23 protein-coding genes and 2 pseudogenes are annotated in these 25,951 nt (G+C 72.6%); 15 read left to right on the top strand and 10 right to left on the bottom strand.

Annotated elements, in window-relative coordinates; translation table 11 throughout:
* Nucleotides 1-8: 8 nt before the first annotated feature.
* A complete protein-coding gene (locus tag OG622_RS49655; RefSeq protein WP_371572233.1) occupies nt 9-986 on the bottom strand; it encodes an NADPH:quinone reductase in 978 nt (325 codons plus the stop codon).
* Nucleotides 987-1,143: 157 nt separating this feature from the next.
* Between OG622_RS49655 and OG622_RS49650 the strand changes: the two genes are divergently transcribed.
* Nucleotides 1,144-1,617 carry a GNAT family N-acetyltransferase gene (locus OG622_RS49650; protein ID WP_371572235.1) on the top strand — a complete coding sequence of 158 codons (474 nt, stop codon included), beginning with the start codon at nt 1,144-1,146 and terminating at the stop codon, nt 1,615-1,617.
* A gap of 403 nt (nt 1,618-2,020) precedes the next feature.
* On the opposite strand, the gene OG622_RS49645 is transcribed toward OG622_RS49650, so the two are convergent.
* The 4 genes from OG622_RS49645 to OG622_RS49630 are packed head-to-tail and all read right to left on the bottom strand — an operon-like array spanning nt 2,021 to nt 8,892.
* Nucleotides 2,021-3,247 (bottom strand): MFS transporter, encoded by a 1,227-nt coding sequence (locus tag OG622_RS49645; RefSeq protein WP_371572237.1) that lies wholly within the window; start codon nt 3,245-3,247, stop codon nt 2,021-2,023.
* Nucleotides 3,240-4,535, bottom strand: coding sequence for an acetyl-CoA carboxylase biotin carboxylase subunit family protein (locus tag OG622_RS49640; RefSeq protein WP_371572239.1), 1,296 nt, complete (start codon nt 4,533-4,535; stop codon nt 3,240-3,242). Before OG622_RS49640 ends, OG622_RS49645 begins: the two co-directional genes overlap by 8 nt.
* A gap of 14 nt (nt 4,536-4,549) precedes the next feature.
* Entirely contained in the window at nt 4,550-5,089 is a 540-nt protein-coding gene (locus OG622_RS49635; RefSeq protein ID WP_371572241.1) for an NADPH-dependent FMN reductase, read from the bottom strand.
* The gene (locus OG622_RS49630; RefSeq protein WP_371572243.1) at nt 5,086-8,892 is read right to left on the bottom strand and encodes an ATP-grasp domain-containing protein; all 3,807 of its coding nucleotides are present in this window, start codon (nt 8,890-8,892) and stop codon (nt 5,086-5,088) included. The genes OG622_RS49635 and OG622_RS49630 overlap by 4 nt, the downstream gene beginning before the upstream one ends.
* Before the next feature lie 342 nt (nt 8,893-9,234).
* Between OG622_RS49630 and OG622_RS49625 the strand changes: the two genes are divergently transcribed.
* The gene (locus tag OG622_RS49625; protein WP_371572245.1) at nt 9,235-11,181 is read left to right on the top strand and encodes a WD40 repeat domain-containing protein; all 1,947 of its coding nucleotides are present in this window, start codon (nt 9,235-9,237) and stop codon (nt 11,179-11,181) included.
* Between the two features lie 132 nt (nt 11,182-11,313).
* Here the strand turns inward: OG622_RS49625 and OG622_RS49620 are convergent, their stop codons facing one another.
* The gene (locus OG622_RS49620; RefSeq protein WP_371572247.1) at nt 11,314-12,522 is read right to left on the bottom strand and encodes an RNA-guided endonuclease InsQ/TnpB family protein; all 1,209 of its coding nucleotides are present in this window, start codon (nt 12,520-12,522) and stop codon (nt 11,314-11,316) included.
* A gap of 155 nt (nt 12,523-12,677) precedes the next feature.
* Between OG622_RS49620 and ribA the strand changes: the two genes are divergently transcribed.
* Genes ribA through epsC form a run of 6 tightly spaced genes read left to right on the top strand, consistent with a single transcriptional unit; the run spans nt 12,678 to nt 17,825 of the window.
* Nucleotides 12,678-13,310: a GTP cyclohydrolase II RibA gene (gene ribA, locus OG622_RS49615; protein ID WP_371572249.1), complete on the top strand. Its 633-nt coding sequence runs from the start codon at nt 12,678-12,680 to the stop codon at nt 13,308-13,310.
* Entirely contained in the window at nt 13,307-14,272 is a 966-nt protein-coding gene (locus OG622_RS49610; protein ID WP_371572251.1) for a formylglycine-generating enzyme family protein, read from the top strand. The genes ribA and OG622_RS49610 overlap by 4 nt, the downstream gene beginning before the upstream one ends.
* Entirely contained in the window at nt 14,269-15,411 is a 1,143-nt protein-coding gene (locus OG622_RS49605) for a pyridoxal-phosphate dependent enzyme (protein WP_371572253.1), read from the top strand. The genes OG622_RS49610 and OG622_RS49605 overlap by 4 nt, the downstream gene beginning before the upstream one ends.
* Nucleotides 15,395-16,096 carry a class I SAM-dependent methyltransferase gene (locus OG622_RS49600; RefSeq protein ID WP_371572255.1) on the top strand — a complete coding sequence of 234 codons (702 nt, stop codon included), beginning with the start codon at nt 15,395-15,397 and terminating at the stop codon, nt 16,094-16,096. The genes OG622_RS49605 and OG622_RS49600 overlap by 17 nt, the downstream gene beginning before the upstream one ends.
* Nucleotides 16,093-17,199, top strand: a complete 1,107-nt coding sequence (locus tag OG622_RS49595) for a hypothetical protein (RefSeq protein WP_371572256.1) — start codon at nt 16,093-16,095, stop codon at nt 17,197-17,199. Before OG622_RS49600 ends, OG622_RS49595 begins: the two co-directional genes overlap by 4 nt.
* On the top strand, nt 17,196-17,825 hold the full coding sequence (epsC, locus tag OG622_RS49590; protein WP_371572259.1) for a serine O-acetyltransferase EpsC: 630 nt from the start codon (nt 17,196-17,198) through the stop codon (nt 17,823-17,825). Before OG622_RS49595 ends, epsC begins: the two co-directional genes overlap by 4 nt.
* A gap of 277 nt (nt 17,826-18,102) precedes the next feature.
* Here epsC and OG622_RS49585 read toward each other — a convergent pair whose 3' ends face one another.
* On the bottom strand, nt 18,103-18,810 hold the full coding sequence (locus OG622_RS49585) for a ScbR family autoregulator-binding transcription factor (RefSeq protein ID WP_371572261.1): 708 nt from the start codon (nt 18,808-18,810) through the stop codon (nt 18,103-18,105).
* 968 nt (nt 18,811-19,778) lie between these two features.
* Here OG622_RS49585 and OG622_RS49580 point away from each other — a divergent pair.
* The 3 genes and pseudogenes from OG622_RS49580 (at nt 19,779) to OG622_RS49570 (ending at nt 22,820) form a co-directional block, all read left to right on the top strand.
* The gene (locus OG622_RS49580) at nt 19,779-20,774 is read left to right on the top strand and encodes a ScbA/BarX family gamma-butyrolactone biosynthesis protein (protein WP_371572263.1); all 996 of its coding nucleotides are present in this window, start codon (nt 19,779-19,781) and stop codon (nt 20,772-20,774) included.
* A 495-nt stretch (nt 20,775-21,269) separates the two neighbouring features.
* Nucleotides 21,270-21,962 (top strand): ScbR family autoregulator-binding transcription factor, encoded by a 693-nt coding sequence (locus tag OG622_RS49575; RefSeq protein ID WP_371572265.1) that lies wholly within the window; start codon nt 21,270-21,272, stop codon nt 21,960-21,962.
* A 74-nt stretch (nt 21,963-22,036) separates the two neighbouring features.
* A pseudogene (locus OG622_RS49570) lies at nt 22,037-22,820 on the top strand (IS5 family transposase).
* On the opposite strand, the gene OG622_RS49565 reads toward OG622_RS49570, so the two are convergent.
* Nucleotides 22,812-23,294: a hypothetical protein gene (locus tag OG622_RS49565; RefSeq protein WP_371583959.1), complete on the bottom strand. Its 483-nt coding sequence runs from the start codon at nt 23,292-23,294 to the stop codon at nt 22,812-22,814. The pseudogene OG622_RS49570 and the gene OG622_RS49565 sit on opposite strands and share 9 nt — an antisense overlap.
* Before the next feature lie 17 nt (nt 23,295-23,311).
* Between OG622_RS49565 and OG622_RS49560 the strand changes: the two genes are divergently transcribed.
* The 3 genes and pseudogenes from OG622_RS49560 to OG622_RS49550 form a co-directional block, all read left to right on the top strand.
* Nucleotides 23,312-23,533, top strand: a complete 222-nt coding sequence (locus OG622_RS49560) for a hypothetical protein (RefSeq protein WP_371583958.1) — start codon at nt 23,312-23,314, stop codon at nt 23,531-23,533.
* 107 nt (nt 23,534-23,640) lie between these two features.
* Nucleotides 23,641-24,123, top strand: coding sequence for a transposase family protein (locus OG622_RS49555; RefSeq protein WP_371583957.1), 483 nt, complete (start codon nt 23,641-23,643; stop codon nt 24,121-24,123).
* Nucleotides 24,124-24,190: 67 nt separating this feature from the next.
* Nucleotides 24,191-24,481 (top strand): annotated as a pseudogene (locus tag OG622_RS49550) (RNA-guided endonuclease InsQ/TnpB family protein); the annotation flags it as partial.
* 43 nt (nt 24,482-24,524) lie between these two features.
* Here the strand turns inward: OG622_RS49550 and OG622_RS49545 are convergent.
* Nucleotides 24,525-24,752 (bottom strand): DUF4240 domain-containing protein, encoded by a 228-nt coding sequence (locus tag OG622_RS49545; protein ID WP_371583956.1) that lies wholly within the window; start codon nt 24,750-24,752, stop codon nt 24,525-24,527.
* Between the two features lie 90 nt (nt 24,753-24,842).
* On the opposite strand from OG622_RS49545, the gene OG622_RS49540 reads away from it, so the two are divergent.
* Nucleotides 24,843-25,223 (top strand): hypothetical protein, encoded by a 381-nt coding sequence (locus OG622_RS49540; RefSeq protein ID WP_371583955.1) that lies wholly within the window; start codon nt 24,843-24,845, stop codon nt 25,221-25,223.
* Between the two features lie 75 nt (nt 25,224-25,298).
* On the opposite strand, the gene OG622_RS49535 is transcribed toward OG622_RS49540, so the two are convergent.
* A complete protein-coding gene (locus OG622_RS49535) occupies nt 25,299-25,685 on the bottom strand; it encodes an ester cyclase (protein ID WP_371583954.1) in 387 nt (128 codons plus the stop codon).
* Between the last annotated feature and the right edge of the window lie 266 nt (nt 25,686-25,951).

The raw sequence follows: 25,951 nt of genomic DNA, 5'->3' as shown, positions 1-25,951 counted from the left end.
GTAACGGCTCAGTCGCGGATGCGCAGCACCAGCTTGCCGTGCACGCTGCCCTCGTCCAGACGGCGGTGGGCCTCGGCCGCCTTGTCCAGCGGCAGTACCTCGGTGGCGCGCGGCCGCAGCAGGCCGGCTGCCAGCAGAGTGTTGATGCCGGATGCCGCGTCGGCGAGGTGGGCGGTGTCCGCGTGCGAGATGGCGAACCCGCGCACGGAGCGGTCCATCAGGTACAGGGGTCCCACGGGCAGCACCGGGCGGGTGCGCAGTCCCGCCATGAGCACGATCCGGCCCCGGCTCGCCAGCAGGTCCACCGCGGCGTCGAGGTCGTTGCGGCCGGAGGTGTCGAGGTAGACGTCCACGCCGTGGGGTGCGGCGGCGCGGATCTGGGCGGCGACGTCGTGGGAGCGGTAGTCGACGACGTGTTCGGCGCCCAGGGAGCGCACATACGCCTCGTCGCGCCCGGAGGCGACGGCGATCACCCGGGCTCCGGCCCGGGCGGCCATCACGACCAGCGCGCTGCCCACGTTGCCGCCGGCGCCCAGCACGGCGACGCTCTCGCCGGCGCGCAGGCCTCCGTGGGTGAACAGGGCCAGGTGCGCCGTCGCGGCCGGGTGGGCCAGCGCCACCGCGTCGACCGCGTCGACGTTGCCGGGCAGGTGGTAGAGCCGGTCGGCGGGCACCACCACCTGTTCGGCGGCGGCCCCCTGCCGGCCGTCGTGGCCCAGGCTGTTGCACCAGACCGCGTCGCCGGTGCGGAACCCCGTGGTGCCGGGGCCGGCCGAGGCCACCGTCCCCACCAGGTCGCGGCCGATGACGAAGGGGAACTCCAAAGGGGTGCGCCAGGCACCCGAACGCACGAAGGTGTCGACGTGGTTGACGGCGCTCACCTCGACGTCGACCAGCACGTCGTGGGGGCCGGGGGCAGGCTGCGGCAGCTCGCCGTGACGGATGACGTCCGGGGAGCCGAGTCGGGTTATGTAGGCGGCACGCATGGTCGGCGAGTCTGGCACCGCCGCGGCGGTGCGGCGGGGGCCGGCCGCCAACACGGGGCGCTGTCCGTCAGGTCGGCGTGGTGGTGTGTCAGGTCGGCCCTGCCGGTGTGTCAACTCGCGCCCGCCCGGGGGCTCGAGCGCGCCTACGATGCCCGGCATGTCACTCACCTGGAGCGATGTGATGCCGGGCGAGCGTCGGATGGCCCTGCACGTGAGGCCGTTGATACAGGCGCTGCGGCCCGCGCTGGGCGACGCCGCGTTCGACCGGTTCGCGGCCGAGGCCCACGAGCAGGGGCTCGTCTTCACCGCCGCCTACGACGAGGAGGGCCGCTGCGCGGCGGTGGCCACGCACCGGGTGCTGGCCACCAGCCGCGGCCGGGTGCTCTTCGTCGACGACCTCGTCACCGGCGCGGCCCTGCGCGGCGCCGGCGTGGGGGCCCGTCTGCTCTCCCACCTGATGGAACGGGCGGAGTCGTCCGGCTGCTGCCGCGTCGAACTCGACTCCGGCGTCAGCAATCATGCGGCCCACCGCTTCTACCAAGCCCGCCGCATGAGGGTCTGCGCCCTGCACTTCGCCCGCGACGTCGACGTCACCGGTTGTGTGAGCGGTACCGGCACGCCGGCACGCTGAGCGTGCGGCACGTGCGGAGCACGTCTGCTGCCCGGCAGGTGCGGAGCGTCCTCGTCGGTCCGGCAGGCGGCCCGTGTGGCCGCGGGGTGTGGTGCCGGCTCCTGCCCCTGGCTGCTGCAGGAGGCGGGTGATCAGCGGCGGGCACCGGCGCCGGCGGCGCCGGTAAAGGCGAACGCACTGCGCCCGCGGCTCCCCCGTCCGCGGCGGCGGCCTGGGGCCGGACACGTCTGGGCCGGGGCGTGGTGAGGGCGGGCCCGGCGTGCCGTGCCGGCCCGGGTGGCGCGAGCGCTGCTCACGATGACGGCAGGCAGGCGAAATGGGGGCATCTGGTGTGAGCGGCGGTGCGCCCCCGGCCGGCGCCCGGGGCGCCGGGTGCGGATGTGCGGATGGTGCCGGCGCGCCGTCAGGCGGGCGTCGTGGCCGGTGTCCTGTGCTGCCGTAGGGCGCCCGGTCCGGGGACGCGCAGGGCGAGCAGGCCCAGGGCGGTGAAGAACACCGCCCAGCCGGCCCAGCCCTGCCAGGACCAGCCGACCGTGGTGCTGATCAGCAGCGGTCCGACCACCGTGGTCATCGCGAAGCCCAGGTTGAACACGGCGAGATGGCCGGTGGTCTGGTCCTTGGGAATGTGCAGCAGCGCCGCTCCCGTCGTGCCCGCGATGATCAGCAGTTCCCCCAGTGACAGCAGTACCGCGGCCGCGATGACGACCGCGACGTCCAGATGCCGGCCGCCCAGCATCGTCAGCGGCACCACCAGGGCGCCGAGCCCCGACAGCAGCCCGCCGCGCAGCATCAGCACCCGCGCCCGCGCCAGCCGTTCCGAGCCCCGGCTCAGCCGCACCTGGAGCACGACGACGAGGACGGTGTTCAGCAGCTGGATGACGGTCACGCTCCACGACGGGGCCTGGGTCTGCTGCACGATCCACAGCGGGAGCCCGATGCCCAGCAGCAGCGCCGACAGGGTGAACGCCCCGTACAGGGCGGTGATGCCCAGGAAGGCGCGGTTGCGCAGGATCCCCGCCCGCGTGTCCTGTCCGGCGGCCGGGGCCGCCGCCGCGGGCTCGAAGCCCCGGCATATCGCGGCGCAGCACAGGAACAGCACGGCCGAGGCCGCCATCGCCGCCCGGTAGGCCCACGTCTGGTCGGCGGCGATCGCGGCGCCCGCGGGCAGCGCGCCGGCCGCCATCCCGGCGTTGCGCAGGGTGCGCAGGCGGGCCAGCGCGCCCACGGCCTGGGCGCCGTGGACGCGGCTGATCAGCCCGGACTCGATCAGCGGTCCGATGCCGCGGCTGAGGAGCCCGGCCACCGCCGCGGCGCCCAGCGCCTGGGTGAAGGAGGCGACCATGGCCAGTGCGAGGAAGGCCGCGCAGCGGATGAGGAACAGCGCGCACAGCACACCGCGGATGCCGTGGCGTTCCGCGGCCCGGGCGATGGGCAGGGCGCCCAGCAGCGAGGTCACTCCCGAGATGCCCAGGACCACGCCGATCTGCTGGTTGGACAGGGCGGCCGCCCTGTCCAGGAAGAGCACCGACAGCGACAGGTACATGCCGAGGCCGACCGCGTCGCACAGGCCGACCGCGTAGTACCGGCGCGCCCGGGACGCGGCCTGCCGCCCGGCGGTGCGCTCAGTCACGGTCGGCTCCTGTCGCCGCGCCGTAGCCGGGCACCAGCCGGATGCCCAGGGCGTGTTCCACACGTGCCGCCGTGGCCCGGGCCGTGGGCGCGTCGGGGGCGGCCACCATGAAGCTGGCCAGGTGCAGGGTGCGTTGCCGGTTCACCCGCTGGCCGGGGGTGAAGCGGGGGGAGAGGTAGACGAGTTCGGGAAAGTCCCGCAGCACGTCCTCGACGGGCCGTTGTGCGGCCACCCGCCACAGGCCGGCCGGTATGGGCAGGAACCGCAGCAGTGCCGCCCGGGTGAACTCGGGGAGAGCGGTGGGTGGCAGGCCGAGCGCGCTGCGGCCGATCTGGGCGGCGTAGTCGTAGTCGGCCGCCACCTCGAACATGGTGGGCAGCGGGCCTCCGGCGCGGGCGTTGACCTCGATGACCCGGGGGCCGTCGGCGCCCAGGGCGATCTCGGTGTGCACGGCGCCGCAGGTCAGCCCGATCGCCCGGATGGCCTGGTCGGCGACGTCGACGACGGCTTGCACGCTCGCGGCGTCCAGCCGGGTGGGCAGGACGACGCCCTCTTCGGCGTAGCCGTGTTCCAGCGGCAGCCGGTCGGAGACGGCGAGGTGGTGGGTGACGCCCGCGGCGAGCAGGGACTCCACGCTGCAGTAGGCCGCGTATCCGCTGTCGCCGTCGGCCTCCAGTTCCATCCGCTCCTCCAGCAGATAGGCGTCCTCGCACTGCAGGAAGGCTGTTTTCTCGGCGCGCGCCACCGTGAAGGCGTGGATGAGTTCCGAGTAGGTGGACACCAGGCGCACGCACTGGCTGCCCGCGCCCAGCGACGGTTTGAACACGCCGGGCAGCCCGACGCGTGCGGCTGCCGCCGCGAGGTCCCGGTCGCTGGTGATGACCTCGAAGCCGGGCGAGGGCACCTGGTGTTCGGCGAAGAGGAGGCGCTGTTGTGCCTTGGACTGGGCGATGCCCACCGCCTGGGGGGTGTTGCCGGGCAGGCCCAGCCGGCTGGCGATCTCGGCCTGGGGGCGCAGCAGCAGTTCGGAGTAGGTCACCACGCCGTTCAGCGGCAGCCGGGTGTGCAGGGCGGTGGCCGCCTCGACGGCCGTGTCCAGGTCGGCGGCTTCCAGGAACTCGCCGTGCAGGCCGCGGCGCTGCCAGTCGGCGCGTGCCTCGTCGCAGGGCTGCCAGGCGCTCACGTACACGACGCTGACGGTGTCGGTGACGGTGGCCAGTGAGTCGAGGGCCTCGTGGGGGGCGTGGCCGCCTATCCCGGCGAGGAGCAGAAGGTGGGGGGAAGCCATGATGGCGGGGCCTTTCATCGGGGGAAGGGCGGGCAGGGGGCGCGGAAGGACAGCAGTTCGGTGACGAGGTCGTCGAGCCTGTGGTGCAGGAAGTCCAGTGCCGTCCCGGGTGTCAGGTCCGCGGCGGTGGTGGCGATGTGGGTGGGCGCGGCCCACCCGCCAAGTGCCCGCACGACCGTGCGCAGCTGGTCGCAGGCGGTGCCGGCGCCGCGCGGTCCGCCGCCGGCGGCGATCAGGCCGACCGGCCGGCCGCTGAGCGCGTCGCCGGTGAGGTGGTCCAGGGCGTTCTTCAGCAGTGCGCTGTAGGAGCCGTGGTAGACGGGGGTGGCCAGCAGGGCTGCGCCGGCTGGGGCGATGCGGGAGCGCAGCAGTGCGGTCTGGCTGCCGGCGGGCGGGTCGTCGTAGTCGTGCAGTGCGTGTGGCTGGGGGAACTCGACGGCCAGGTCGATGAGTTCGAAGGGGTGGCCGGCGCGGGTGATGCGCTCGCCGGCCTTGAGCAGGACCTCGCGGGCCACCGAGTCCTTGGCCGCGCTGCCGAGCAGGGCGAGGATCATGGCCGGCCCTGCGCGGCGGGGGCCGGCGCGGTCACGATGCGCACGTCGTGCTCGGCGCGGCGCAGCAGCCGGGACACCTCGGTGTGCGAGTCGTGGGCGAAGACGTGGGTGCTGAGGCCGCTGCCGGAGAACAGTGAGGCGGGGACGGTGTCCCCGACGCGGGCGTTCACGGAGCGGAAGCAGGCGTGCGCCGCCACCGCGGAGTCGTCGAAGGTGAGGAGTTTTCCGCCGCCGCAGTAGTGCACGGTCCAGCCGGCGTGGGCGGCCACGGGGTCGCGGCGGTGGTGGCGGGGGTCCAGCCCTGCGTCGGCGAGGAGTTTGGCGTGGTCGAGGTCGATGCCGGTGGTGGCGCGGAAGGCTTCGGTGACTCCGGCGCCGCCGGGCCGGGCGGCGACCTCGCAGAACGTCAGGCGCTCACCGGTGACGAAGGCTTCCAGGTGCAGCACGCCCGAGTTCATCTGCCAGGCGTGCACGACCTGGTGAAGCAGGTGCCCGGCCGCCGCGCGCAGCCCGGGGTCGGCCGCCGTGGCCGAGGACAGCGGCAGGCCGTGCCTGAGGGCCATGGTGTCGCGCTCGTAGAGGGAGACGTCCCACACCGGTTCGCCCTGGTGGACGACCGCGTCGATGTGGCACAGGGGGGCGTCGACGAACTCCTCGCACAGGTGCGTGCCCGGGGTGAACCGTGTGTGCAGCCAGGCCTCCACGGCCGGCCAGGAGGCGAGGACGGCCACGCCCTGTGAACCGGATCCGGCCCGCGGCTTGAGGACGATCTTCCCGTGGCGGTCGAAGAGCTGGGTGATGTCTTGGGCGCTGTGGGCGAGGAGCCCGTCGGCGCAGCGGATGCCGTGGCGGCGGGCGATGCGTTTCATGACGGCCTTGTCCACCCAGCGCCGTACCTGCTGGGGTCCTTCACCGGCCGTGCCGAGCAGGGCGCGCAGCCGGGCGGCCGGTTCCTGCAGGCGCTCCGAGAGGGCGGCCACCCGGTGCACGGGGTGGCCGGCGTCAAGGGTGCGGGCGAGTTGGCCGAGGAGGAAGCCGTCGCTCAGGTCGGTGTGTACCGCCAGGTCGGCGGCGGGGGTGGGGCCGGCCGCCGAGGACAGCACGCTCAGCCGGAAGCGGTCCGCGGGCAGTACCGGCGCGCCGTCGGCAAGGGTCCAGGTCGGGGCGCCGATCCGGTCCAGCAGGAGCACATGGGTGCGCTCGTGCGGTGTGGTGCGCAGGAGGAGGGAGCGCTCCAGTTCGCGTGCCGCCTTGCGTGCCTGTGTGCGCCCGTTCGCGGTCACGGTGTGCCGCAGCCATACGGTGGGCCCCGGTTCCTGGCGGACGTGGCCGGCCCGGGTGAGGACCTGGGCCCGGAACAGGCCGGGCCAGGTGTGCAGCTGCTCTTCGGTGGTGGCCTCGATGACCCGGAAGGGGCCGGCGGGTGTGGTCAGCGTGCGCTGCACGGCGACGGCCGGCCGGCGCCGGGTGGGCGGGGTGCGGCCGAGCGCCGTCTGTGTGACGGCGGTGACCAGGGCGCGGGTGTGGACGGCGTCGTAGAGGTCGATGGTGGCGGCGTCCAGGCCGGGCAGCAGCAGGGGCTCGGGGCGGCCCTCGCGGGGGTGTGCCGTGCTCGGGGGCAGGAGGCAGCGCACCACGCCTTCGATGCGTGCGGCGCGCACGGCGTGCACGGCCCGGTCGGTCAGTTCCTTGAGCGCGGGGCCGTTCAGGTGCGACGGGCACAGGCGGGTGCCGCTTTCCTCGTCGATGACGGCCAGGGCCCGGACGTCGCCGCGGTAGGCGGCCACCACGACCGTGTGCCCGGGTGCGGGGCCGGCGGGCGGGGGCTGGGCGGCGGGCGGGGCTCCGTCGCGCAGTTGCCGTGCCGCGTAGGAGGCGGAGAAGGTCAGCAGGGCCCGGACCGGTTCGGCCGTGTGGATGAGGCGGGCGGCGGCACGGATGTCCGATCCCGTGGACGCGGTGTGCCACTGGCCGCGGCAGTGCTGCTGCCAGCGTGCTCGTGCCCGGGGTTCGCCGTCGGGGCCCGAGGTCCAGACCACGCTGACCTTGGCCGTCACCGCTGCCAGTGCGGTCATGATCCGGTCGGCGGGGTCCCCGGCGCCGAGCAGCACCAGCACATGCTCGCCGCACGGCGCGTCCTGCGGGGCCGGGCCGGACGGCCCGTCAGCCTGCCACGGCGGGCGCTCCGTTCGCAGGTCTCCCGGGAGCGGCGGGCGGTCCGTCCGGGGCTTCCCCGGGAGCGGCGGGTGACCGGTTCGCAGGTCCCCTGGTACCGGCGGGTGACCCGTTCGCGGGCCCTCCAAAACCGGCAGGCCGTCCGTCCGGGACTGCCCCGGCATCGGCGGGTGACCGGTTCGCAGGTCCCCTGGTACCGGCGGGCGGTCCGTCCGGGACTCCCCCGGTATCGGCGGGCGGTCTGCCCGGGGCTCCTCCGGGGTCTGCGGGCGGTTTGTCCCTGGGCCTGCTGCTGTTGTCGGCAGGTGGTCCGTCGGGGGCTGTTGCGGGGCGGGGCTGCCGGAAAGGGGGCCGGCCGTGTCCGCGGTGCCGGGTGCCGGGTGCAGTTGCAGGGACTGAAGGATGCGCCGGGCGGCTTCGGCGGCGCTGCGGGCGGCTTCGTCGCCGGTGCGGCCGCGGGCCAGCACATAGCCGATCCGGTCGTGGTTGGTGCGCAGCGCCGCCACCTTGTCGCCCGTGCCGGCCCGGACGTGGGACTCGATCACGTCGGGGGTGAGGACGTCCTGCGGTTTCGCTCCGCGCACCACGGCGTCCACGGGCGAGAAGAGGTGGTGCAGGGCGACGACACTCTCGTGCGGCGCGGCTTCGCGGACCGGGTCGCCGACGGCGAGGGCCACGAGGTCGGCGGTGAGTGAGCGTTCCAGCGCCAGCGACATCTGCCGGGCCACCACATGCCCGGCCACCCGGCCGTTGATCTCGATCAGCTCCGGGCCGGTCGGGGTGAGCAGCAGTTCGGCGTGGACGGCCGAGGAGCGGACACCGATGGCCCGCACGGCGTCGAGGACGAACGCGCGCGCGGCAGCCTCCTGTTCGATACGGGCCGGGAAGTGGCCGCCGAGCTCCGCCGTCTGGCCGGGGGGCGCCGGCAGCCGTTCGGCGAATCCGAGGAGCACGGTGCGGTGGTCCTGCACCAGCAGTTCGGCGCTGACGTGCCGGCCCGCCGCGTACTCCTCGATGAGCGCGCGCGGTGGCGTGCCGTCGGGGCCGGCCGGCACGCCGAGCACCCCGGCCAGCGCGCGGGCCGCCTGCGCCCGGCTCCAGGCGATGCTCACGCCCACCGACCATCCGCCCGCGGTCGGTTTGACGACCACGGGCAGCCCGATCTCGTCGACGGCCGCAAGGCCCTCGGTTTCGGTTGCGGCCACCCGCCAGGCGAGCGAGCCGATGCCGCGCGCGGTGAGCCGCGCGCGGACGGCCGCCTTGTCACTGAGGATCCGGGCCGCCGGCAGTGATTCGTGGGGCAGTCCCAGGTCGCGGGCCAGCCCCGCGGCGGCCGGCAGATGCACCTCGTCCCGGCAGATCACCCCGTCGGGCGGCAGGGGGCCCAGCCGGCCGTGCAGCCGGTCCGCGAGGACGCCTTGCGCCAGCCGCGGAACCTCGACGATGCGTGCCGCACGCGCGGACAATTCGAAGCCCGGATTCTTTCGATGGGCGTCGAGCGTCTCGGTGACGAAACTGACCTCGATGCCCGAGTCGGCCATCTCCGCGATCATGTCGAAACCTCGGACGGATGCCGTCTCCACCACAACAATGTGCACGCCGCTCAGCTCCCCGGCCGGTTCCTGCATTTCCGGGCCAGCGTGGGCCCGTCCTGCCGGGCGCCTCAACCGGGTCCGGCGGAATCGGTCAAGTGGGCCGCCGCCGGCGCGTCTTGTGCCAGGCCGAAGCCGCCCCGTCAAGTTACGGGCAGGAATGTGGGAAGTTGCCGGATTGTGTGCCGTCCGCTCGCCATCGGGCAGGCCGTCCGCCTAATTTCGGCATTCGGCGGACACCTCGTGAAGCACCGCGCCGGGGCGCCGGGCAGCAGGGGCATTCGAGGTGTTGCGGGCCTTGAAAAAAATATTCGTTCAGCGCACGGAAACAAATTCAGGATCCCATATCCGGGAACACGAGAAAAAGGACGGGACGGCGTGCGACCCATTGATCTTCCGGCCTGCGGACCGGGCCACTTCGCTCCGCTCACCCATGTGGGCTTCAGGCCTGACGGAAAGCGGCTGGCCAGCTGTTCGTACGACGGCACGGTGATCGTCTGGGACACCGGCGATCCGTCCCGTCCCACCGAGCTGGCCAGACTGCGCCACCGCCGTCTGGTCAACGCCTGCGCCTGGAACCCGGTCGATGCCGAGGTGCTGGCCACCGCGTCCGCCGACAAGACGGTGGCCGTGTGGCGGGTGGGCGAGGAGGGCGCCGGCGTGCTGCTCACCGTGCTCGCCCGGCACACCGACGACATCAACTCGGTGGCCTGGCTGCCCGACGGCAAACGGCTGATCTGCGTCTCCGAGGACGGGCGCGCCACCTTGTGGTCGGCCGCCGACGGGGTGTTCCTGCGCGAGGTCGGCGCGCACGAGGCGCACTGCATGATGGTGTCGGTCAGCGCCCGGGGGCTCATCGCCACGGTCGGCGAGGACGGTCTGGTGGCCGTCAGCGATCCGGACGGCCCCGGCGCGCCGCTCACCCGCCGCTACGACTCCTCCATCGAGGGCTGTGCCTGGTCCCACTCGGGCCGGCTGCTGGCCGTGGCCCGTGACGACGGCGCCGTCGACCTGCTCACCACCCAACTCGAGGTGGTGCGCACCGTCGCCGTGTCCAGCTCCGCGGCGCGCTCGGTGGCCTGGTCCGAGGACGACGCCTCCTTCGTCGTCGGCGCCTACGACGGGGCGCTGCACCACTTCGACGTCACCGGCAGGCGCCTGCACCGCAGCGAGGACCGGCGGATGTGGCCGCGCTCGGTCACCGCCGCCCGGGGTGTCGTGGCGGCCGGCAGTTTCTGGAACGGCCCGCATCTGTTCGATCTGGCGACGGGCGTTCAGCTCTGCGCTCCCGCCGGTGCCACGCACGGCCCCAACGCGCTGGCCCAGCTCGGCGGCGAACTGCTCGTCGGCACCGACTCCGGTCTCGTCGTCGCCGTCACCGTGGACGGCGGCGGCGGCGTGGACGGCGGCGGCGGCGTGGACGGCGGCGGCGTGGACGGTGCGCAGGCCGGGCCCGTCCGCGTGATCGACTTCGGCCCCAGTCCGGTGCTGTCCCTTACCGTCCACGACGGCGTGCTCTTCGCCGGCACCTACTCGGGGCACGTCCTGCGCCACGACGGCACCGCCGTCACCTCCAGCGCGCCGCTGGGCGCCCCCGTGCCCTCCCTGACCGTCCACGACGGCCACCTCGTCGCCGGCACCTACAACGGGGAGTTCCTCCTCATCACCCCGGACACCCTCGGTGTGGTGGAGCGGATCGGGGCGCACGGCGGGTCCGTGAAGTCCCTGGCCGCCGTCCCCGGCGGTTTCCTGTCGGCGGCCACCGACCGCAGCGTCGAGGCCGGCGGGGCGTACGCGCGCAGCAGGCTGTGGGAGCACGGCAACCTCGTCAACGCGGTCGCCGTACTGGGCGACCGGGTCGCCGCGAGCGCCTCGCGCGACCACACCGTCAAGGCCGGCCGGATCACCCGTCTGCCGGGCGGCACCTGGCGCGCGGAGCGCGTGCAGACCCTGCTCGGCCCCGACGAGTCCGTCAAGTGCGTGGCCCTCATGGGCAGCGCCGAGCGGCCGGTGGTCCTGGCGGGCTCCTACGACTTCGGCCTGTACGCCTGGCAGGTCGACTGGCAGGAGGCGGCGGCCACCCTGGCCTCCGGCCATGTGGTGGCCGAGTTCGCCCAGGGCCTGTCGTGCATGCACCGCCTCCAGGACGGCACCGTCGCCGTCGCGGGCTGGGACGGGCGCATCCTCCTCGTCGGCGTCGACAGCGCCGGCCTGCCCGTCGTCGAGCGCTCACTGCACCTGGGCGACCTGCTGACAACGCCGGCCCGGCCGGCGGCGCCCGCACCGGCGGGCCGCACGGCGCCGGCGGGCCGCAGGGCCGCCTGACTTGCGCCGCCGCCCCGCGGCGGGGCTCGCAGCGGCTCATCCTGCCCCGCTCAGCGGGGGCTTTCGTTTCCACCCCCCGCCTTGAAAGCGGGGCCTTCCACGAAGGACAGCACAGTTGACATCCTCCCCCGCCTAAAGGCGGGGGATTCCAGCGGTCGCCCGCTGGGGTTCCTGCTTCACCGACGACCGCCCCGTCCGGGAGGACTCCCGTTGAGGTCTTACACCGTCTCCACAGGCAGACACGGCCAGCCCGGCCGCGAGAATGTTCTTCGCCGCGTTCACGTCGCGGTCATGCACCGTGCCGCAGCCGCACGTCCACTCACGGACGTTCAGCGCCAGCTTCGCCCGGACCGTGCCACAGGACCCGCACAGCTTCGAGCTGGGGAACCAGCGGTCGATCACGACCAGGTCGCGCCCGTACCAGGCGCACTTGTACTCCAGCATGGAGTACAGCTCGCGCCACGACGCGTCCGAGACGGCACGCGCCAGCTTGTGGTTCCTGACCATGTTGCGGACACTCAGGTCCTCGATCACGACCGTTTGGTTCTCACGGACGAGACGAGTGGTCAGCTTGTGCAGATGGTCCCGGCGCCGGTCGGTGATCCGGGCGTGGACCTTGGCGACTTTCACCCGGGCCTTGGCCCGGTTCGCGGAGCCCTTGGCCTTGCGGGACAGCTCCCGCTGGGCCTTCGCCAGCCGGGCCCGGTCACGGCGCTCATGCCTCGGGTTGGTGACCTTCTCCCCGGTCGACAGGGTCACCAGGGAGGTGATGCCCGCGTCGATCCCGACAGCCGTCGTGGTGGCCGGTGCCGGGGGGATCGTGTCGTCGCAGAGCAGGGACACGAACCAGCGTCCCGCCGCGTCCTGGGACACGGTCACCGCGGACGGCTGCGCGCCTTCGGGCAGCGGACGCGACCACACGATGGCGAGCGGCTCGCGCATCTTGGCGAGCGTGAGCCGGCCGTCGCGGTAACGGAACGCCGAGCTGGTGTACTCCGCCGAACGGCGGGACTTCTTGCACGACTTGAACCGCGGGTACTTCGCCCGGCCCTCGAAGAAGTGGGTGAACGCGCCCTGCAGATGCCGCAGGCACTGCTGCAACGGCACCGACGACACCTCGCAGAGGTAGGCCAGTTCCTCGGTCTTCTTCCACGCGGTGAGCATCGCCGAGGTCGCGTTGTAGTTGACCCGCTCCCGGCGCTGGAACCACGCGGCCGTCCGCGCCTCGAGAGCCAGGTTGTAGACCTTGCGCACACACCCGAACGTCCGCGACAGCTCCGCCGCCTGCGCATCGTCGGGATAGAAGCGGTACTTGAACGACCGCTTCACGTGAGTGGCCATAACTCACAAATTATCGCATCAGCTTGCGACTTCCTGACGGGTCGTCGACGGCGGACGGCGCATCGCCCTGACGGCGACTCCCCTGCCCCTGCCCTGCTCCGCAGGAGTCCGATTCCTCCCCGGCCTGAAGGCCGGGGTTTCCTCGGAGGTTCTCGATGAACACCCTCGTCACACTGCCCGCTGCCGCCCGGGTCCGCGCCCGGGTCCCCATCACCCTGGAGCGTGCGCAGGGCCGCCGGGCGGAACTGGTCACCTTCCACCAGCTGCCCGACGCCGCCGAGCACATCGCCTGCGTCATCCCCCACGCACCGCAGAGCGTGCCGCTGGTGCGGCTGCACAGCGAGTGCCTGACCGGTGACGTGTTCGGCTCGGCCCGCTGCGACTGCGGACCGCAGCTGGACGAGGCGCTGGCCGCCCTGGCCGACACCGGCGGCGTCGTGCTCTACCTGCGCCAGGAAGGCCGCGGCATCGGCCTGTACAACAAGCTCGACACCTATGTCCTGCAGGACCAGGACATCGACACCTTCCGCGCCAACCGGCTCATCGGACGCGGTGAGGACGAACGGGACTACCGGGCCGCCGCCGCGATGCTGCGCGCCCTGGGCCTGACCCGTATCCGGCTGCTGACCAACAACCCCGACAAGGTCGCCCAGCTGCGCGCCCTGGGCATCGGTGTCGAGGCGGTCGTGGCCACCACCGTTCACCTCACCCCCGACAACGCCGCCTATCTGGCCGCCAAGGCCGGCAGCGGCCACACCCTGGCACTGCTCGAGGAGGCCGGCGCATGAACCTCGAAGACGTCGCGTCCTGCCCGCACTTCGCCGAGCACGCCGACCTCGCCGACCCCGCCCTCCTCCACCCCCGCCCCGGTGCCCGGGGCGCCCCGGCCGACCGGCAGCAACTGGCCGCGGCCGTCGAGGACCCCGCGCTGGCGACGGCCGAACGGCTGGCCGCCGGAGGCATGCTGGCCCTGCTGGGAGACCCGCGTATCACCCCCGTCCCCGCGATGTGCTTCGTGCCGGGCGCGACGGTCCTCATCGGGCTGCCGGCCGGGGAGGTCGCCCACGTCACCCGGTCCTGGGCCGGCAAGGGGGTGCAGGAGTCCTGGATCGCCAAGGAGAGCCCCGAACACACCGTGCAGCTCAGTGACTTCTTCATCGCCCGCTACCCGGTGACCAACGGCGAGTGGCGCACGTTCCTCGCCGCCACCGGCCTCAAGCAGCGCCCCACCACCTGGTACCTGGGCGCCTACCCGTGGGAGCGCTCCAACCATCCCGTCGCCGGGATCCGCGCCGAGCACGCCGACCACTACGCGCGCTGGCTGTCCAAGCGCACCGGCCACCCCTGGCGGCTGCCCGCCGAGGCGGAATGGGAGTACGCCGCCAAGGGCCCCGACGGCCGCCCCTACCCGTGGCAGGGCGGCTTCGACGCGGGCGCCTGCAACACCCGCGAGACGGGGGTGCACACCACCACCCCGGTCGGCGCGTTCCCGGCCGGGGCGGCCCCGTGCGGCGCCCTGGACATGGCAGGCAACGTGGAGGAGTTCACCGCCGACGACTACGCCCCCTACCCCGGCGGCGAGCCGGTGGCCGATCACCTGGTGGAGTCGATGGGCGGCTACCGCATCGCCCGCGGCGGCAGCTTCGCCCGGTTCGGCGACCTCACCCGCACCCGCCGCCGGCACGGCCCCTTCCCCGGGCCGCTGTATCCCGTGGGCTTCCGCCTCGCCAGCAGCGAGCGCCCCTCATGAACGCACCGGCGACGACCGTGCCGGGGACGACCGTGCCGGCAACGGCAGGACCCGGGACGCCCGCACCGGCACCGGCGATGGCGGGATTGGGGACGGCGGGACCGGCTGGTTATCGGGACATCGAGCGGGCGCTGCGGGCGCGGCGCCCCCACCGTGCCGCCCTGGAAGCGGCGTTCGCACCCCTGGAGCGGGCCGCCCACCGGCTGCTGCCCTCTCTCGCCTCGATCCGGCCCGCCGTGGGCGCCACGCCGCTGGTGGCGGTGCCCAGCCGGGGCGGGCGGGGAACGGTATGGCTGAAGGCGGAGGCCGCCAACCTCACCGGCACCGTCAAGGCCCGTACCGCCTACGCGCTGCTGTGCGCGGCGGTGGCCCGGGCCGGCACCCCCGCGGTCCGCCTCGCCGAGTACTCCGGCGGCTCCCTCGCCCTGGCCCTGGCAGAGATGTGCGCGCTGCTCGGCCTGGATGTGCACCTGGCCCTGCCCCACGGCTCGCCCGGGCGTCTGACGGACTGTCTGCGCCGGTACGGCGCGCAGGTCACCCACGCGCCCGAGGGCACCGGATTCCTCGGGGCGATGGACGAGGCGGTACGTATCGCCGAACGCGAGGAACGGCACCTGCTGCTGCAGCACTGCGCGCCCGAAGCGGCCGCCGTGCACCGCGAACAGACCGGCGCCGAGATCGTCGCCCGGCTCGCCCGGGACGGGATACGGCCCGGCGTGCTGGCGGCCTCGGTGGGCTCGGCGGGCACCCTGGTCGGCACCGCACAGGCGCTGCGGGCGCGCTGGCCCAGCTGCCGTGTGGTGGCCGTCTTCCCCGCCGAGGCCCCCTACAGCGACGGCCGCGCACCGGACGGCGCCCGCCGCATGAGCGGCACCGGCGGCCTCGGGCACGGCCTTCGCCAGCCGCTGCTGGCCCCCTACGAGGACGGCTTCGCCTTCGCCGGCGTCCCCTACCCCCAGGCGCTCGACGCCATGAACCGGCTGCGCCGCACCCAGCAGATCGCCGTCTGCAGCAGTGCCGCGGGCGCCTGGCTCAGCGCGTCCCGCGTCATCGACGAGGACCTGCGCGGCGGACACGCCGTGGCCGTCGCCGCAGGCCGAGGAACCCTGGAGGAATGGGCCCATGCCGCCGACCGCTGAGAGCCCGCCGGGCTACGCCGCCTACCGCCGTCGCGTCGCCGGCTCCTTCGGCCACTGGTACCGCCGCCGACGCGACTCCTGGACCGGCGCCCACACCAGCGAGGCCATCACCCGCTTCGCCCTGGAGCACGCACCGCACGTCACCGGACGGCGCCCGAAAATCCTGGACGTGGGCTGCGGGCGCGGCCGGCAGACAACGGACCTGACCGAACGCCTGGACGCCGAGGGCACCGGCCTGGACCTGCTGGACGTCTGGGACACACCCCCGCCCGCCCGGGGCCGGGTCCGCTTCCGGCAGGGCGACTTCCTGCAGTTCACCGGCGCCGGACAGGACCTCGTGGTGGACAACGGCTGTCTGCACCACCAGCGGCGCGCCGACTGGCAGGCCTGGGCCGCGCACGGCGCCGGCCTGCTGCGCCCCGGCGGGGTCCTGGTCGTCAGTGTCTTCCTCAGCCCCGACGGCACGCTCACCGAACTCCCCCTGGACGACGGCCGGCTCAACTGGTGGCTGACCGAAGAGATTGTCACCGGCCTGTACGGCGGCGCCGGGCTCACCCCCACAGGCCGCCTGGTGATCGACCGTGACTTCCCCTACCGGGGCCACCGGCTGGCCTACCTGGCGCTGGCCTTTCGCAAGGACCCACGCACGACCCCCCTCACGGAGGGAAAGGGGAACCCGGCATGATCAAGGAAATCGACCTGCAACGGCCCCAGGACCGCCACCACCTGCACGGCGCACTGCACGACGGGGTCTTCCTCGTCCGCAGCACGGTCACGGAGTCCCTGCTGCAGGAGGCGTACGGATTCCTGTCCGCCTTCTTCGGCCTGACCCCCGAGCAGAAGCGGACCTGCCGGGTGCCGGGCGGCACCGGCCGGGCCGGCTACACCCCGCCTGCCGGACCCGGGCAGAGGGGCCCGGCGGCCGGCGGCAGGGAGCTCTTCGGCTGGGGGGCGACGCTGCCCGCCGGGCATCCGCTGCGCGTGCGCTACCCGGCCCGCTACCCAGCCCCCTACTTCCCCGACCACCTGGTGCCCGGCATCGGCGCGGCCCTGCGCGAACTGCACACCCGCATGCTGCGCCTGCAGCACGAGGTGCTGCACACCCTGGCCGGCGCCCTGGGCGCCCACCCCGACTACTTCACCGACATGCTGCAGGACGGCCCCGCCACCAGCCGGGCCGCCTGGTACCCGCCCGCCCGCCAGACACCCCGCACCGCACCCCAGGCAGCAGCCGCGCAGCAGGCGGGAGCCGTGCAGCAGGCGGGAGCCGCACCACACCAGGACCCGGGTATGGACCCGGGCCAGGGCCACGGCCTGGGCATGGGCCAGGGCATGGGCCAGGGCATGGGCATGGGCATGGGCATGGGCATGGACCCGGGTTTGGGCCAGGGCATGGACCCGGGTTTGGGTATGGGCCTGATCACCACCGTGCCCCGGGCGGCCGCGGCCGGGACGGACGTCCGTGTCGAGGGCCGGTGGCTGCCCGCCGAAGCACCCCCCGGCTATGCCCTCGTCACCGTCGGCCTGGTCCTGGACCGGCTCACCGGCGGACTGGCACGCGCCGCCGCCCACCGGGCGGCGCCCCCGCCCGGCCCGGACACAGGCCGCCTGTCCCTCGCGCAGTGCTGCCACCCCGCACCCTGGACCACCCTCACCCCGCTGCGCCCGCCCGGCGCCGCACACGGCCCGCAGCGATTCGCCACCCTCACCGCGGACGAACTGTTCCAGCGCACCCTGTACCGCACCGGGCGGCCCGGCGCGCCCGGCACCGCGGCGCCCGCCCGATGAGCCGCCCCGCCTCCCTGACCACCCCCACCCTGCTGAAGCTGATCAGGGAGGACCTCCAAGCGGTCCTCGAGCGCGACCCGTCCTGCTCCGGCAGACGCGAGGCAGTGCTGCACGCCGGCTGGCAGGGCCTGGCCCTGCACCGCCTCGCACACCGCCGCCACCGCCGCGGACACCGCCTGAGCGCCGCGGCCCTCACCCGGCTGGCACGCCTGCTGACCGGCATGGAGATCCACGCCGGGGCCCGTATCGGCCGGCGCGCCTTCATCGACCACGGATTCGGCGTGGTCATCGGCGAAACAGCCGTCATCGGCGACGACGTGACCCTCTACCACGGCGTCACCCTCGGCTCGAGAGGCTGGCAGCACGACAGCACCCCCGGCCGCCGCCACCCGGTCATCGGCGACCGGGTCCTGATCGGAACCGGCGCGTCCGTCCTGGGACCGGTCACCATCGGCGACGGCTGCCGGATCCCGGCCCACCGCCTCGTCGTACGCAACCTGCCCGCCCCGCCCGCCCCCCACGACACCACCCCCCGCCCCACCCCACCCGGCCGCACCCACCACCACCCGCACACCCGCCCGGCCCCAGGACACCCCACCCGCGAACCCGCCGGAGAAAAACACTGAACCGACCGGACAGAACACCCCACAACAACCCGCCCCCGCACCGGCCTCACAGCGAACCTCCGCTGCTACACGGCAACACCAACACCTCCACATGCAAGAGGACCAGCGCCCCCATCCGCCCAGGACGGCGGAGCGGAGAACCCAGGAACCGAAGAACGAGACCCCCGGAAACCGATACCGCAGGCGAGAGCGGGGCGAAGGCGGGAGGGGGAGGGCGGGGGCACTGCGCAAGAAACTCCACTTCCCGGGGCCGGTCGGTCCGTGTCTGCCGGGCGTGTCAGCGTGTCCGGTCCGCGGCCTGGGCGGTGCCGGTGGCCCGGCCCTCGCCACGGGCGCTTGCGGGGTCCTGGGCCCCGGCAGTGCGCGCGGCGCCGGCGCGGTGTCCCTGCGCCGTGAGCCGCCCGAGCGCCGACGCGGAGGCCAGCCGTGGCAGCAGGAGCTGCCAGAACCGGGTGAGGGTCCGGCACGAGAGCCATACGGGATCCCGCGCTCCCAGCACCTCCAGGCCCGAGGTCGCCGCCACGAGGGTGATCACCGCGTCCTCCGGTGTCACCGTCTCGTGCAGGGCCCCTTGCGCACCGGCACGCCGCAGCGTTTCCTCGACCCACTGACGCCACTGGTGCCTCAGGTCCCGCTTGGCCACATAGACATGATCACCGCTCAGCTCGAACCCGGTCCGCAGGACCACATCGTCGTGGAGCCCGCGCGCCAGGTCGTGGGTGGCGTCCACCAGCAGCTGCAGGGCGCCTGCCGCCTCCTCCTCCCGCAGGGTGATCCGGCCGAGCCGGTGCGCGGCCGCGTCCTCCACAGCGCCCGCCAGGGCGGCCTTGGTGGCGAAGTGGAAGTGCAGCGCCCCGTTGCTCACACCGGCCTGACTGCTGATCACGGTGAGCGACGCCACGCTGAAACCGTCCCGGTCGAAGACCACGGCGGCAGACTTGATCAGTGCCTCGCGCGTGCGCAGCGCGCGTTCCTGTTTGACCATCGGGGTGCTCCGTTGTCGCGGAAAAAGGGGTGGCCGTTCCCGCCGGCGGACAGAGCGGCGTACTCGGTGCGCGCCACGGCCAGGGAACGGATGAGAACCTCACGGATCCCGGCAAGGACCGGCGACGGAACCGGTGACGGGACTGGTGAGGGAACCGGTGACGGAACCGGTGAGGGGGGTGCGCACGTGATGGCGTCGCCGGCCGGGCGGGCCGCCGGCTCTGCCCCGGCGGCCCGCACCCGGCCCGCCCGTCCGCCCCGGGCCCGGGGCGGACGGGCGGGCGAAGAACGCGCAGCCGCGCCCCGCGCCCCGCGCCGGCCGGCGCGGGCTGCGCCGCCGCCGGTGGTGGGTTCGCCGGTGCCATGCCAGGCCCCCTCCCGGTAGAAGGCCGAGGAGGTCCCGTCCAGGCCCACAACCCCCATCATAACAAACCGCATATGCGGTCTCTATGTGGTCGGTGAAAGGGTCCCGGGAGGCCCCCGGCCGGGGAGGCGCCGGCGGCCGGGCGCCGCACCGGCATCCGGGGAGCCGCCGCCCGCACACCCCCGCCGCCGGCCCCCTCGCGGACACGCCCGCCCGGCGCACGGGCGGGCGGCGGGATGCACCGCGGGCCACAGCGGGCGGTGCGCCCGGGGACCCGCCCGCCCGCCGCCGCTCCCCGCCCGCACCGCGCTCACGAGGGCGTTCAGGGCCCCGCCGCCCCGCAGCGGACCCCGCGCACCCCCTCTTTCACGCCCGCGCGGCCGGCAGGCGCCCCCGCGCCCCGAGCCGGGCCATACCCGCAGGCCGGACAGGGCCGCGCGGGCCGGGCGAAGACCGGCAAGGGATCTGGAGCAGCCCCCTCCAGATCCCGCCCGTCCGGACTGAGCGATACCGCTAGAAATTAAACCGGTTGGTATGTATCTTCTTGCTTGCTCGAGGGACCACCACTCATCAGTGCACGCCATGGCGGCTCAAGGGGATCAGACATGTCTGCGATCACGTTCCGCACAGAACGCGCGATACCCAGCACTTCGCCCACCGCTCAGGACACCTCGGCACCGGCAGGGACGGGCGTGCTGCGCTACCCGTCCCTGACCACCACGGTCCCCAAGGAGTACGTCCACCGCGCCAGCGTCGCCGAGGTCATGCTCACCGACTGGGAACGCACCGGCCAGGACCGCTTCACGGTGAGCGCCCAGTGGCCCCGCGGGCACAGCTTCTTCACCGCCGCCGAAGGCCGCCACGACCCGCTCATCGCGGCCGAGACCATCCGCCAGGCCGGCGCACTCCTGGCCCACGCCGAATTCGGTGTCCCGCTCGGCCACCACTTCCTGATGTGGGACCTCGCCATCGACGTGCGCCCCGAACACCTCCTGGTCGGCGGCGCACCGGCGTCCCTGGAACTCGACATCAGCTGCCCGGAGATCAAACGCCGCGGCCGCAGCCTGGCAGGCCTGCGCTACGAAGCCGTGATCCGGCGCGACGGCCAGATTGTCGCAGACGCCGGCGCCTCCTTCTCCTGCACCTCACCCGCGGTCTACCGCCGCGTCCGCGCCCACCGCACACCCGACAGCGACCTCCGCAGACTCCCCCTCACCGCCCCGGTCGCACCGCAGAGCGTCGGACGGATGTCCCCCATGGACGTCGTCCTGTCCCCCCTCACCGAAAACCACCGCTGGCAGCTGAGAGTCGACAGCCGCCACCCCGTGCTCTTCGACCACCCCGTCGACCACGTCCCCGGCATGGTCCTCATCGAAGCCGCCCGCCAGGCCACCGCCACCGTCCTGGGCCGCTCCTTCCTGCCCCAGACCCTCACCAGCACCTTCCACCGCTACGCCGAACTGGACACACCCTGCATCATCGAGGCACACCCCGCCCCCGGCACAGCACCCGGCCACAACACACCCGTCCAGGTAAACGGCCACCAGGACAACAAACCCGTATTCCGCTGCACCGTCACCCCCGCACCCCCCACCACCTGACCCCCACCACCTGACCCCCACCACCACCCCCCACCCACCCCACAAAACCCACCCCACCACCAGCCCAGCCCCCCACACACACCGGCACACAACAACCACCCCCACCACACCACCCTCCCCGCCCTCCGCGGCCGGCGCCGGCACACAACAACCACCCCCAGCACACCGCCCCCTCCCGCAGCCGGCGCCGGCTGCGGGAGGGGGCCGGGCACCGGCGTACCCCACCTTCCGCACCTTCCGGCCCCGCCACGGGCGCCAGCACACACCGGACCTTCCGGCCCCCGGCAGGCACCGGGCACGCAAAGGCCGGACGCCTGCCGGGGAACCGCAAAGACGCCCGGCGCCGCCTGCACCGGGTCCGGCCGGACACCCTCCCGCCCTCCGCCCGGCAGACGCGGACGGGCCGCCCCGCACCCCCGCCGTTGTAATATACAAACTGGACGGTTTTTTTGAAGAGCTGGAACGCGCGCCAGCCGCACGACACATGGAGGCCGCATGGCCAAGCAGGACCGAGCCATCCGCACACGCCGGGCCATCCTCCTGGCCGCGGCCAAGGTCTTCGAGGACCACGGCTACCAGGCCGCCACCATCTCCCAGATCCTCACCAGCGCCGGAGTGACCAAGGGAGCCCTGTACTTCCACTTCAAGTCCAAGGAAGAACTCGCACTGGGAGTCCTCGACGCCCAGGACAGCCACTTCACCATCCCCCACCGGCCCGGCAAACTCCAGGAACTCGTAGACGTCGTCATGCTGCACTCCCACCGCCTGCAGACCGACCCCATGGTCCGCGCCAGCGTCCGCCTGGCCATGGACCAGATGGCCACCGGCCTGGACCGCACCGGCCCCTTCCTGCGCTGGAGCGAACTCGTACGCGAACTACTCGAAAAAGCCCAGACCCAGGGCGAACTCCTCCCCCACGTCATCCCCGCCCGAACCTCCGACGTCATCGTCGGCTCCTTCGCCGGCATCCAGTCCATGTCCCAGGCCTTCAGCGACTACCAAGACCTCATGACACGCGCCAGCGAACTACTACGCCACCTGCTCCCCAGCCTCGCACAACCCTCCGTAATCGCCTCACTACGCCTCTCCGCCTCCCGCGGAGCAACCGTCTACGAAGAAACCCAACAACAACACCAGCAACAGCAACAGCAACAGCAACAGCAACACGAAACCACAACCACCAACTAACCCCACCCACAACCACCCACCCACCCCGCCGGCCCACGCGCTGCCAACAGAACACGAAACCACGACCGGACGAGTTGTTGGTGCTGTTTCGGCGGGTGGTGCCACCAACGGAGGTGATACGTCCGCAGGGTGGTGGCCGACGGCGGGCCGGTGACCGCGAGGCCCTGGCCGCGATCATCTTCGTGGCCACCTCGGGCTGCACTTGGCGGCAGCTCCCAACCAGTGTTCGGTCCGAGCTGGCAGACGGTCTACCGACGGTTTGCTCAGTGGAGCCGGGCCCGCGTCTGGGCAAGGCTCCACCGCGTCGTCCTGGACGAACTCGGCGCCCGCGGCGAGCTCGACTGGTCACGGTGCGCAATCGACTCCGTCAACCTCCGGGCAGCAAAAGGGGGCCACTGACCGGACCGAATCCGACCGACCGCGGCAAGCTGGGATCGAAAATTCACCTGATCACGGACCGGAACGGACTCCCGCTGTCGCTGGGCATCTCGGCTGCCAACATGCACGACAGCCAGGGCCTTCAGCCGCTCGTGCGTGGCATCCCGCCCATTCGTTCTCCCCGCGGACCCCGTCGCCGCCGCCCGGCGAAGCTGCACGCCGACAAGGGCTACGACTATGACCACCTGCGCCGATGGCTCCGCAAGCGGGGCATCCGCCACCGCACAGCCCGCAAAGGGATCGAGTCCTCGCAGCGGCTCGGCCGCCACCGATGGGTTGTTGAGGCTCGCCGGCTGCCGTCGGCTCCACCGCCGCTACGAACGCAAGACAGAACACTTCCTCGCCTTCGCCGGCATAGCCGCAGCCCTCATCTGCCACCGCCGACTCGTCCGTGCGGACAAGCAGGACCAGTCAGCGTGAAGCTCCGACACTGCTGCCCCAGACACCGAAGGGCATGATCTCCGGCTCGGTCTCGGTCTTCTCCGAGAGGCTCTGCACCTCGTCCAAGTCCGACCAGGCGATGAAGCCCGGCTCGCCGTCGGCCAGAAATCCCTCGACGACCGGACCGAGGTCGTCGGAAGCCACATAGGTACCGCTGAACGGCAACGCATCCGGGGACACAGAACCGGTCGAGCACCGAAGCTGTCCTGCCTGCTTGTCGTGCCACACATAGAACGTCGCCACCCTGGAGAAGCCCAGATCGCGAATGCGTTCCCGGATGGCAGCAGCAGTCCGCTCGAAGGCCGCCACCACCTCAGCGACGGACAACGAACTCCTGTCCTCGTCAGCCGCACCCAGCGACCAGGTGTTGGTCTCCCACTCCACCCGCCGGTCGGCCGGCTCCAGCACCAGAGGCTCGTCCGCCACCTCAGCAATCCACGTCAACAGCACCACAGCAGTATCCCTGCAGGGTGGAGATCGTCGAGCGCAACCCGGCCCAGACCGGTTTCGTGCCGATTGCCAAACGGTGGATCGTGGAGTGCGCCTACGGGATCTTGTTGCTGCACCGCAGGCTGGTGCGCGACTATGAGCGCTTGCCGCGCAGTTCGGAGTCGCGGGTGTACTGGGTGATGACCGCGGTGCTACTGCGCTGGCTGACGGGGGCCACCGCTGGGGCCTGGCGCAGCACATGACCGGCGGGGGCTGACCCGCGGGGCGGTGCTGGCGCGATTGGAGGCTCTGGCGCAGTTCCGTGAATCCCCAGGTCAGCGGAGTGAGCGAGGGATCGTTTCGGCAGAGTATGTCCAGCAAGGCGGTCGAGGCTGTGCTGTTTCCCGGGATCGATGTGCGAGTGGGACGCGTCAGCGACTCCTCCGACGTCCTCGTGGTGGAGGCGGTGTCTACTGCCGGGCCGGGCCGGTGCCCGGACTGCCGGAAGCAGGCGAGGCGCATACACGGCATGTACCAACGCTCTCTGGACGAAAGGCCGTTAGCGTCCCGTCGGGTCATGGTCCGGCTGCGGGTCCGCCGGTACTTCTGTGACCGGAATAGCTGTTCCCGTAAGACGTTCGTCGAGCAGGTGGCGGGCCTATCCGAGCGGCGCCGCCGCTCCAGCACCGGACTGACAGGCTGGCTGCGGTCGATCGCGATCGAGCTCGACGGCCGTCCGGCCGCACGGTTGTGCCGCCGCCTACGGATGGCTGCGGGCCGGACCCGGCTGCTCAGGTTGCTCGTGGCGCCCGCGGTTTCCGGACCGTGCGCCGCGGGTGCTGGGGGTGGATGAGTTCGCCTTCCGCAAGGGCTGCACCTACGGCACCGTCCTGGCGGGTCGCGGTCCGGCTGCGTGAGCTGATGGAGCCGCCGCGAAGGCCGGCCTGAACAAGAGCATCCACGACGCGGGTTGGGGGGTGTTCCTGGGCATCCTCGCGCACAAGGCTGAAAGCGCCGGTCGCAAGCTGATCCCGGTGGACCCCCGCAACACCTCCCGCACCTGCCCCGCCTGCGGGCACGTGTCCGGCGATAACCGCACCACACAAGAGAAGTTCGAGTGCACCCAGTGCGGTCACACCGCCAACGCCGATCAGATCGGCGCACTCAACGTCGCTGTCAGGGCCGGGCTGGTCCTTTCCGACGTGGCCTAGCCGCCGACAGGAGAAGCCCCCCGGATTTATCCGGGGGGAGAAGTCACGAAACTGTCGTCGGAGCGCCCGCCCCGATGAGGTGAGCAGCCGCCCACACATCCCAGCGATACAGGGCGTCGTGCAGCTCATCGAAGCGTTCCGCATACTCCAGGATCTCCTGCCGCGGTCTCTCCGCGAGCTGCTTGACGAGAACCTCGTCAAGCAGCTCGCCCGTTGCGGCAGCCCCGGCTTGCGCGGCTTCGATGACGTCCCAGAACGTGTCGATCTCCATGACCGCGCACTCTGCCGCGACCCGATGACAATCGATACTGGCCGCCCTGCCGACACCTGGCCGTTTCACGGAACTGCGGCCAGAGCCCGATTGGAGGCGTGGGAACGGGAGATCGCCGCGCAGGCCGGGGCGACGAGGGAGCAGATCGCGCAGCTGACCGCACGGCTGAACGAGCTCAGCCGGGCCGCCGAGGAGGTCCGGATCACCCGCAAGACGCTGCTGGAGCTGCCCGATCCGCCACCGCCCGCGCCGCCGACCCCGAAGCTGCCGGCCCATCCGGCCTACCAGCAGATCATGGCGCTGTTCGCCGCGGCCGACGTGCCGCTGCGGGCGCGGCAGGTGTACGAGGCGATGGACCCGGAGATCGCGCCCTACACCATCAACAACACCCGCCTCAAACTCAAGCGGCTGACCGAGCGCGGGATCCTGGTCGAGACCAAGCAAGGCTTGTTCACCCAGCCGGGGCCGTAGCCGCCAGGCGACGCCACGACTGGCCCGCTTACCCCTCCCGAGAGGGTGAAACAGGCATCAACTCATGTAGTCCTCTCAGGACTGCAACTGAGCGAAGAGCGACGCCAGGTCGATGAGGCCCCAGGCCTCGGCGATCTTCCCGTCGACCACCTTGAACATACGGAACTCCAGCACCTTGATGGATCGGCCGGTGGCGGGAGTGCCGTTGAAGGGCCGGGTGCTCGTGCCGGCCCAGATGAAGCCGATCGCGAACCAATCATCCTCGGCGACGACACGGACCGGCGTGAAGGTGACGTCGGGGAACGCGTCGTAGACCGACGCCACCACCGCGCGGTTCTCCTCGACGCCGGTGGTGGTGCCGTCGGCGGCGTACAAGCGGGCGTCCGGCGCGAACAGGGCGAACGCGCCGTCGGCGTCCCGCAGGTTGAGCTGCCTGATCAACTCATCGGCAAACTGGTGCAAGTCAGTGGTGGACGTTTGGGTTTCGACGTTCGAGGAAGACACGTGCTTCTCCAATGTGGATGGACGGAGCAACTCCGCCCAGCGATGGACAACCTCATTATCTTACGATCGTAATCGTATCGGGGTGATCAAGAGACCACAAGCGAGTTCCGAGGCGAGTGGGATCGTGTGGCGGCTTACCAGTCGAGCACCGGCACACGCCGTCAGCCGTGAACGTCACAGCGGACAACGGGGCGCGGCGTGTGCGGCAGCGAGCGCGTCGCGTC

It is taken from the genome of Streptomyces sp. NBC_01314 (assembly GCF_041435215.1).
Classification (GTDB): domain Bacteria; phylum Actinomycetota; class Actinomycetes; order Streptomycetales; family Streptomycetaceae; genus Streptomyces.
This window is presented reverse-complemented; position numbering and strand designations above follow the sequence as displayed.

Excerpts from the sequence above, each read along its gene's own strand:
- ribA (WP_371572249.1), top strand. The coding sequence starts at position 12,678 with ATGAACACCCTCGTCACACTGCCCGCTGCCGCCCGGGTCCGCGCCCGG.
- OG622_RS49595 (WP_371572256.1), top strand. The coding sequence starts at position 16,093 with ATGATCAAGGAAATCGACCTGCAACGGCCCCAGGACCGCCACCACCTG.
- OG622_RS49620 (WP_371572247.1), bottom strand. The coding sequence starts at position 12,522 with ATGGCCACTCACGTGAAGCGGTCGTTCAAGTACCGCTTCTATCCCGAC.
- OG622_RS49585 (WP_371572261.1), bottom strand. The coding sequence starts at position 18,810 with ATGGTCAAACAGGAACGCGCGCTGCGCACGCGCGAGGCACTGATCAAG.
- OG622_RS49640 (WP_371572239.1), bottom strand. The coding sequence starts at position 4,535 with ATGGCTTCCCCCCACCTTCTGCTCCTCGCCGGGATAGGCGGCCACGCC.
- OG622_RS49630 (WP_371572243.1), bottom strand. The coding sequence starts at position 8,892 with ATGCAGGAACCGGCCGGGGAGCTGAGCGGCGTGCACATTGTTGTGGTG.
- OG622_RS49545 (WP_371583956.1), bottom strand. The coding sequence starts at position 24,752 with ATGGAGATCGACACGTTCTGGGACGTCATCGAAGCCGCGCAAGCCGGG.
- OG622_RS49610 (WP_371572251.1), top strand. The coding sequence starts at position 13,307 with ATGAACCTCGAAGACGTCGCGTCCTGCCCGCACTTCGCCGAGCACGCC.
- OG622_RS49635 (WP_371572241.1), bottom strand. The coding sequence starts at position 5,089 with ATGATCCTCGCCCTGCTCGGCAGCGCGGCCAAGGACTCGGTGGCCCGC.
- OG622_RS49605 (WP_371572253.1), top strand. The coding sequence starts at position 14,269 with ATGAACGCACCGGCGACGACCGTGCCGGGGACGACCGTGCCGGCAACG.
- OG622_RS49575 (WP_371572265.1), top strand. The coding sequence starts at position 21,270 with ATGGCCAAGCAGGACCGAGCCATCCGCACACGCCGGGCCATCCTCCTG.
- OG622_RS49580 (WP_371572263.1), top strand. The coding sequence starts at position 19,779 with ATGTCTGCGATCACGTTCCGCACAGAACGCGCGATACCCAGCACTTCG.
- OG622_RS49555 (WP_371583957.1), top strand. The coding sequence starts at position 23,641 with ATGTCCAGCAAGGCGGTCGAGGCTGTGCTGTTTCCCGGGATCGATGTG.
- OG622_RS49600 (WP_371572255.1), top strand. The coding sequence starts at position 15,395 with ATGCCGCCGACCGCTGAGAGCCCGCCGGGCTACGCCGCCTACCGCCGT.
- epsC (WP_371572259.1), top strand. The coding sequence starts at position 17,196 with ATGAGCCGCCCCGCCTCCCTGACCACCCCCACCCTGCTGAAGCTGATC.
- OG622_RS49655 (WP_371572233.1), bottom strand. The coding sequence starts at position 986 with ATGCGTGCCGCCTACATAACCCGACTCGGCTCCCCGGACGTCATCCGT.
- OG622_RS49650 (WP_371572235.1), top strand. The coding sequence starts at position 1,144 with ATGTCACTCACCTGGAGCGATGTGATGCCGGGCGAGCGTCGGATGGCC.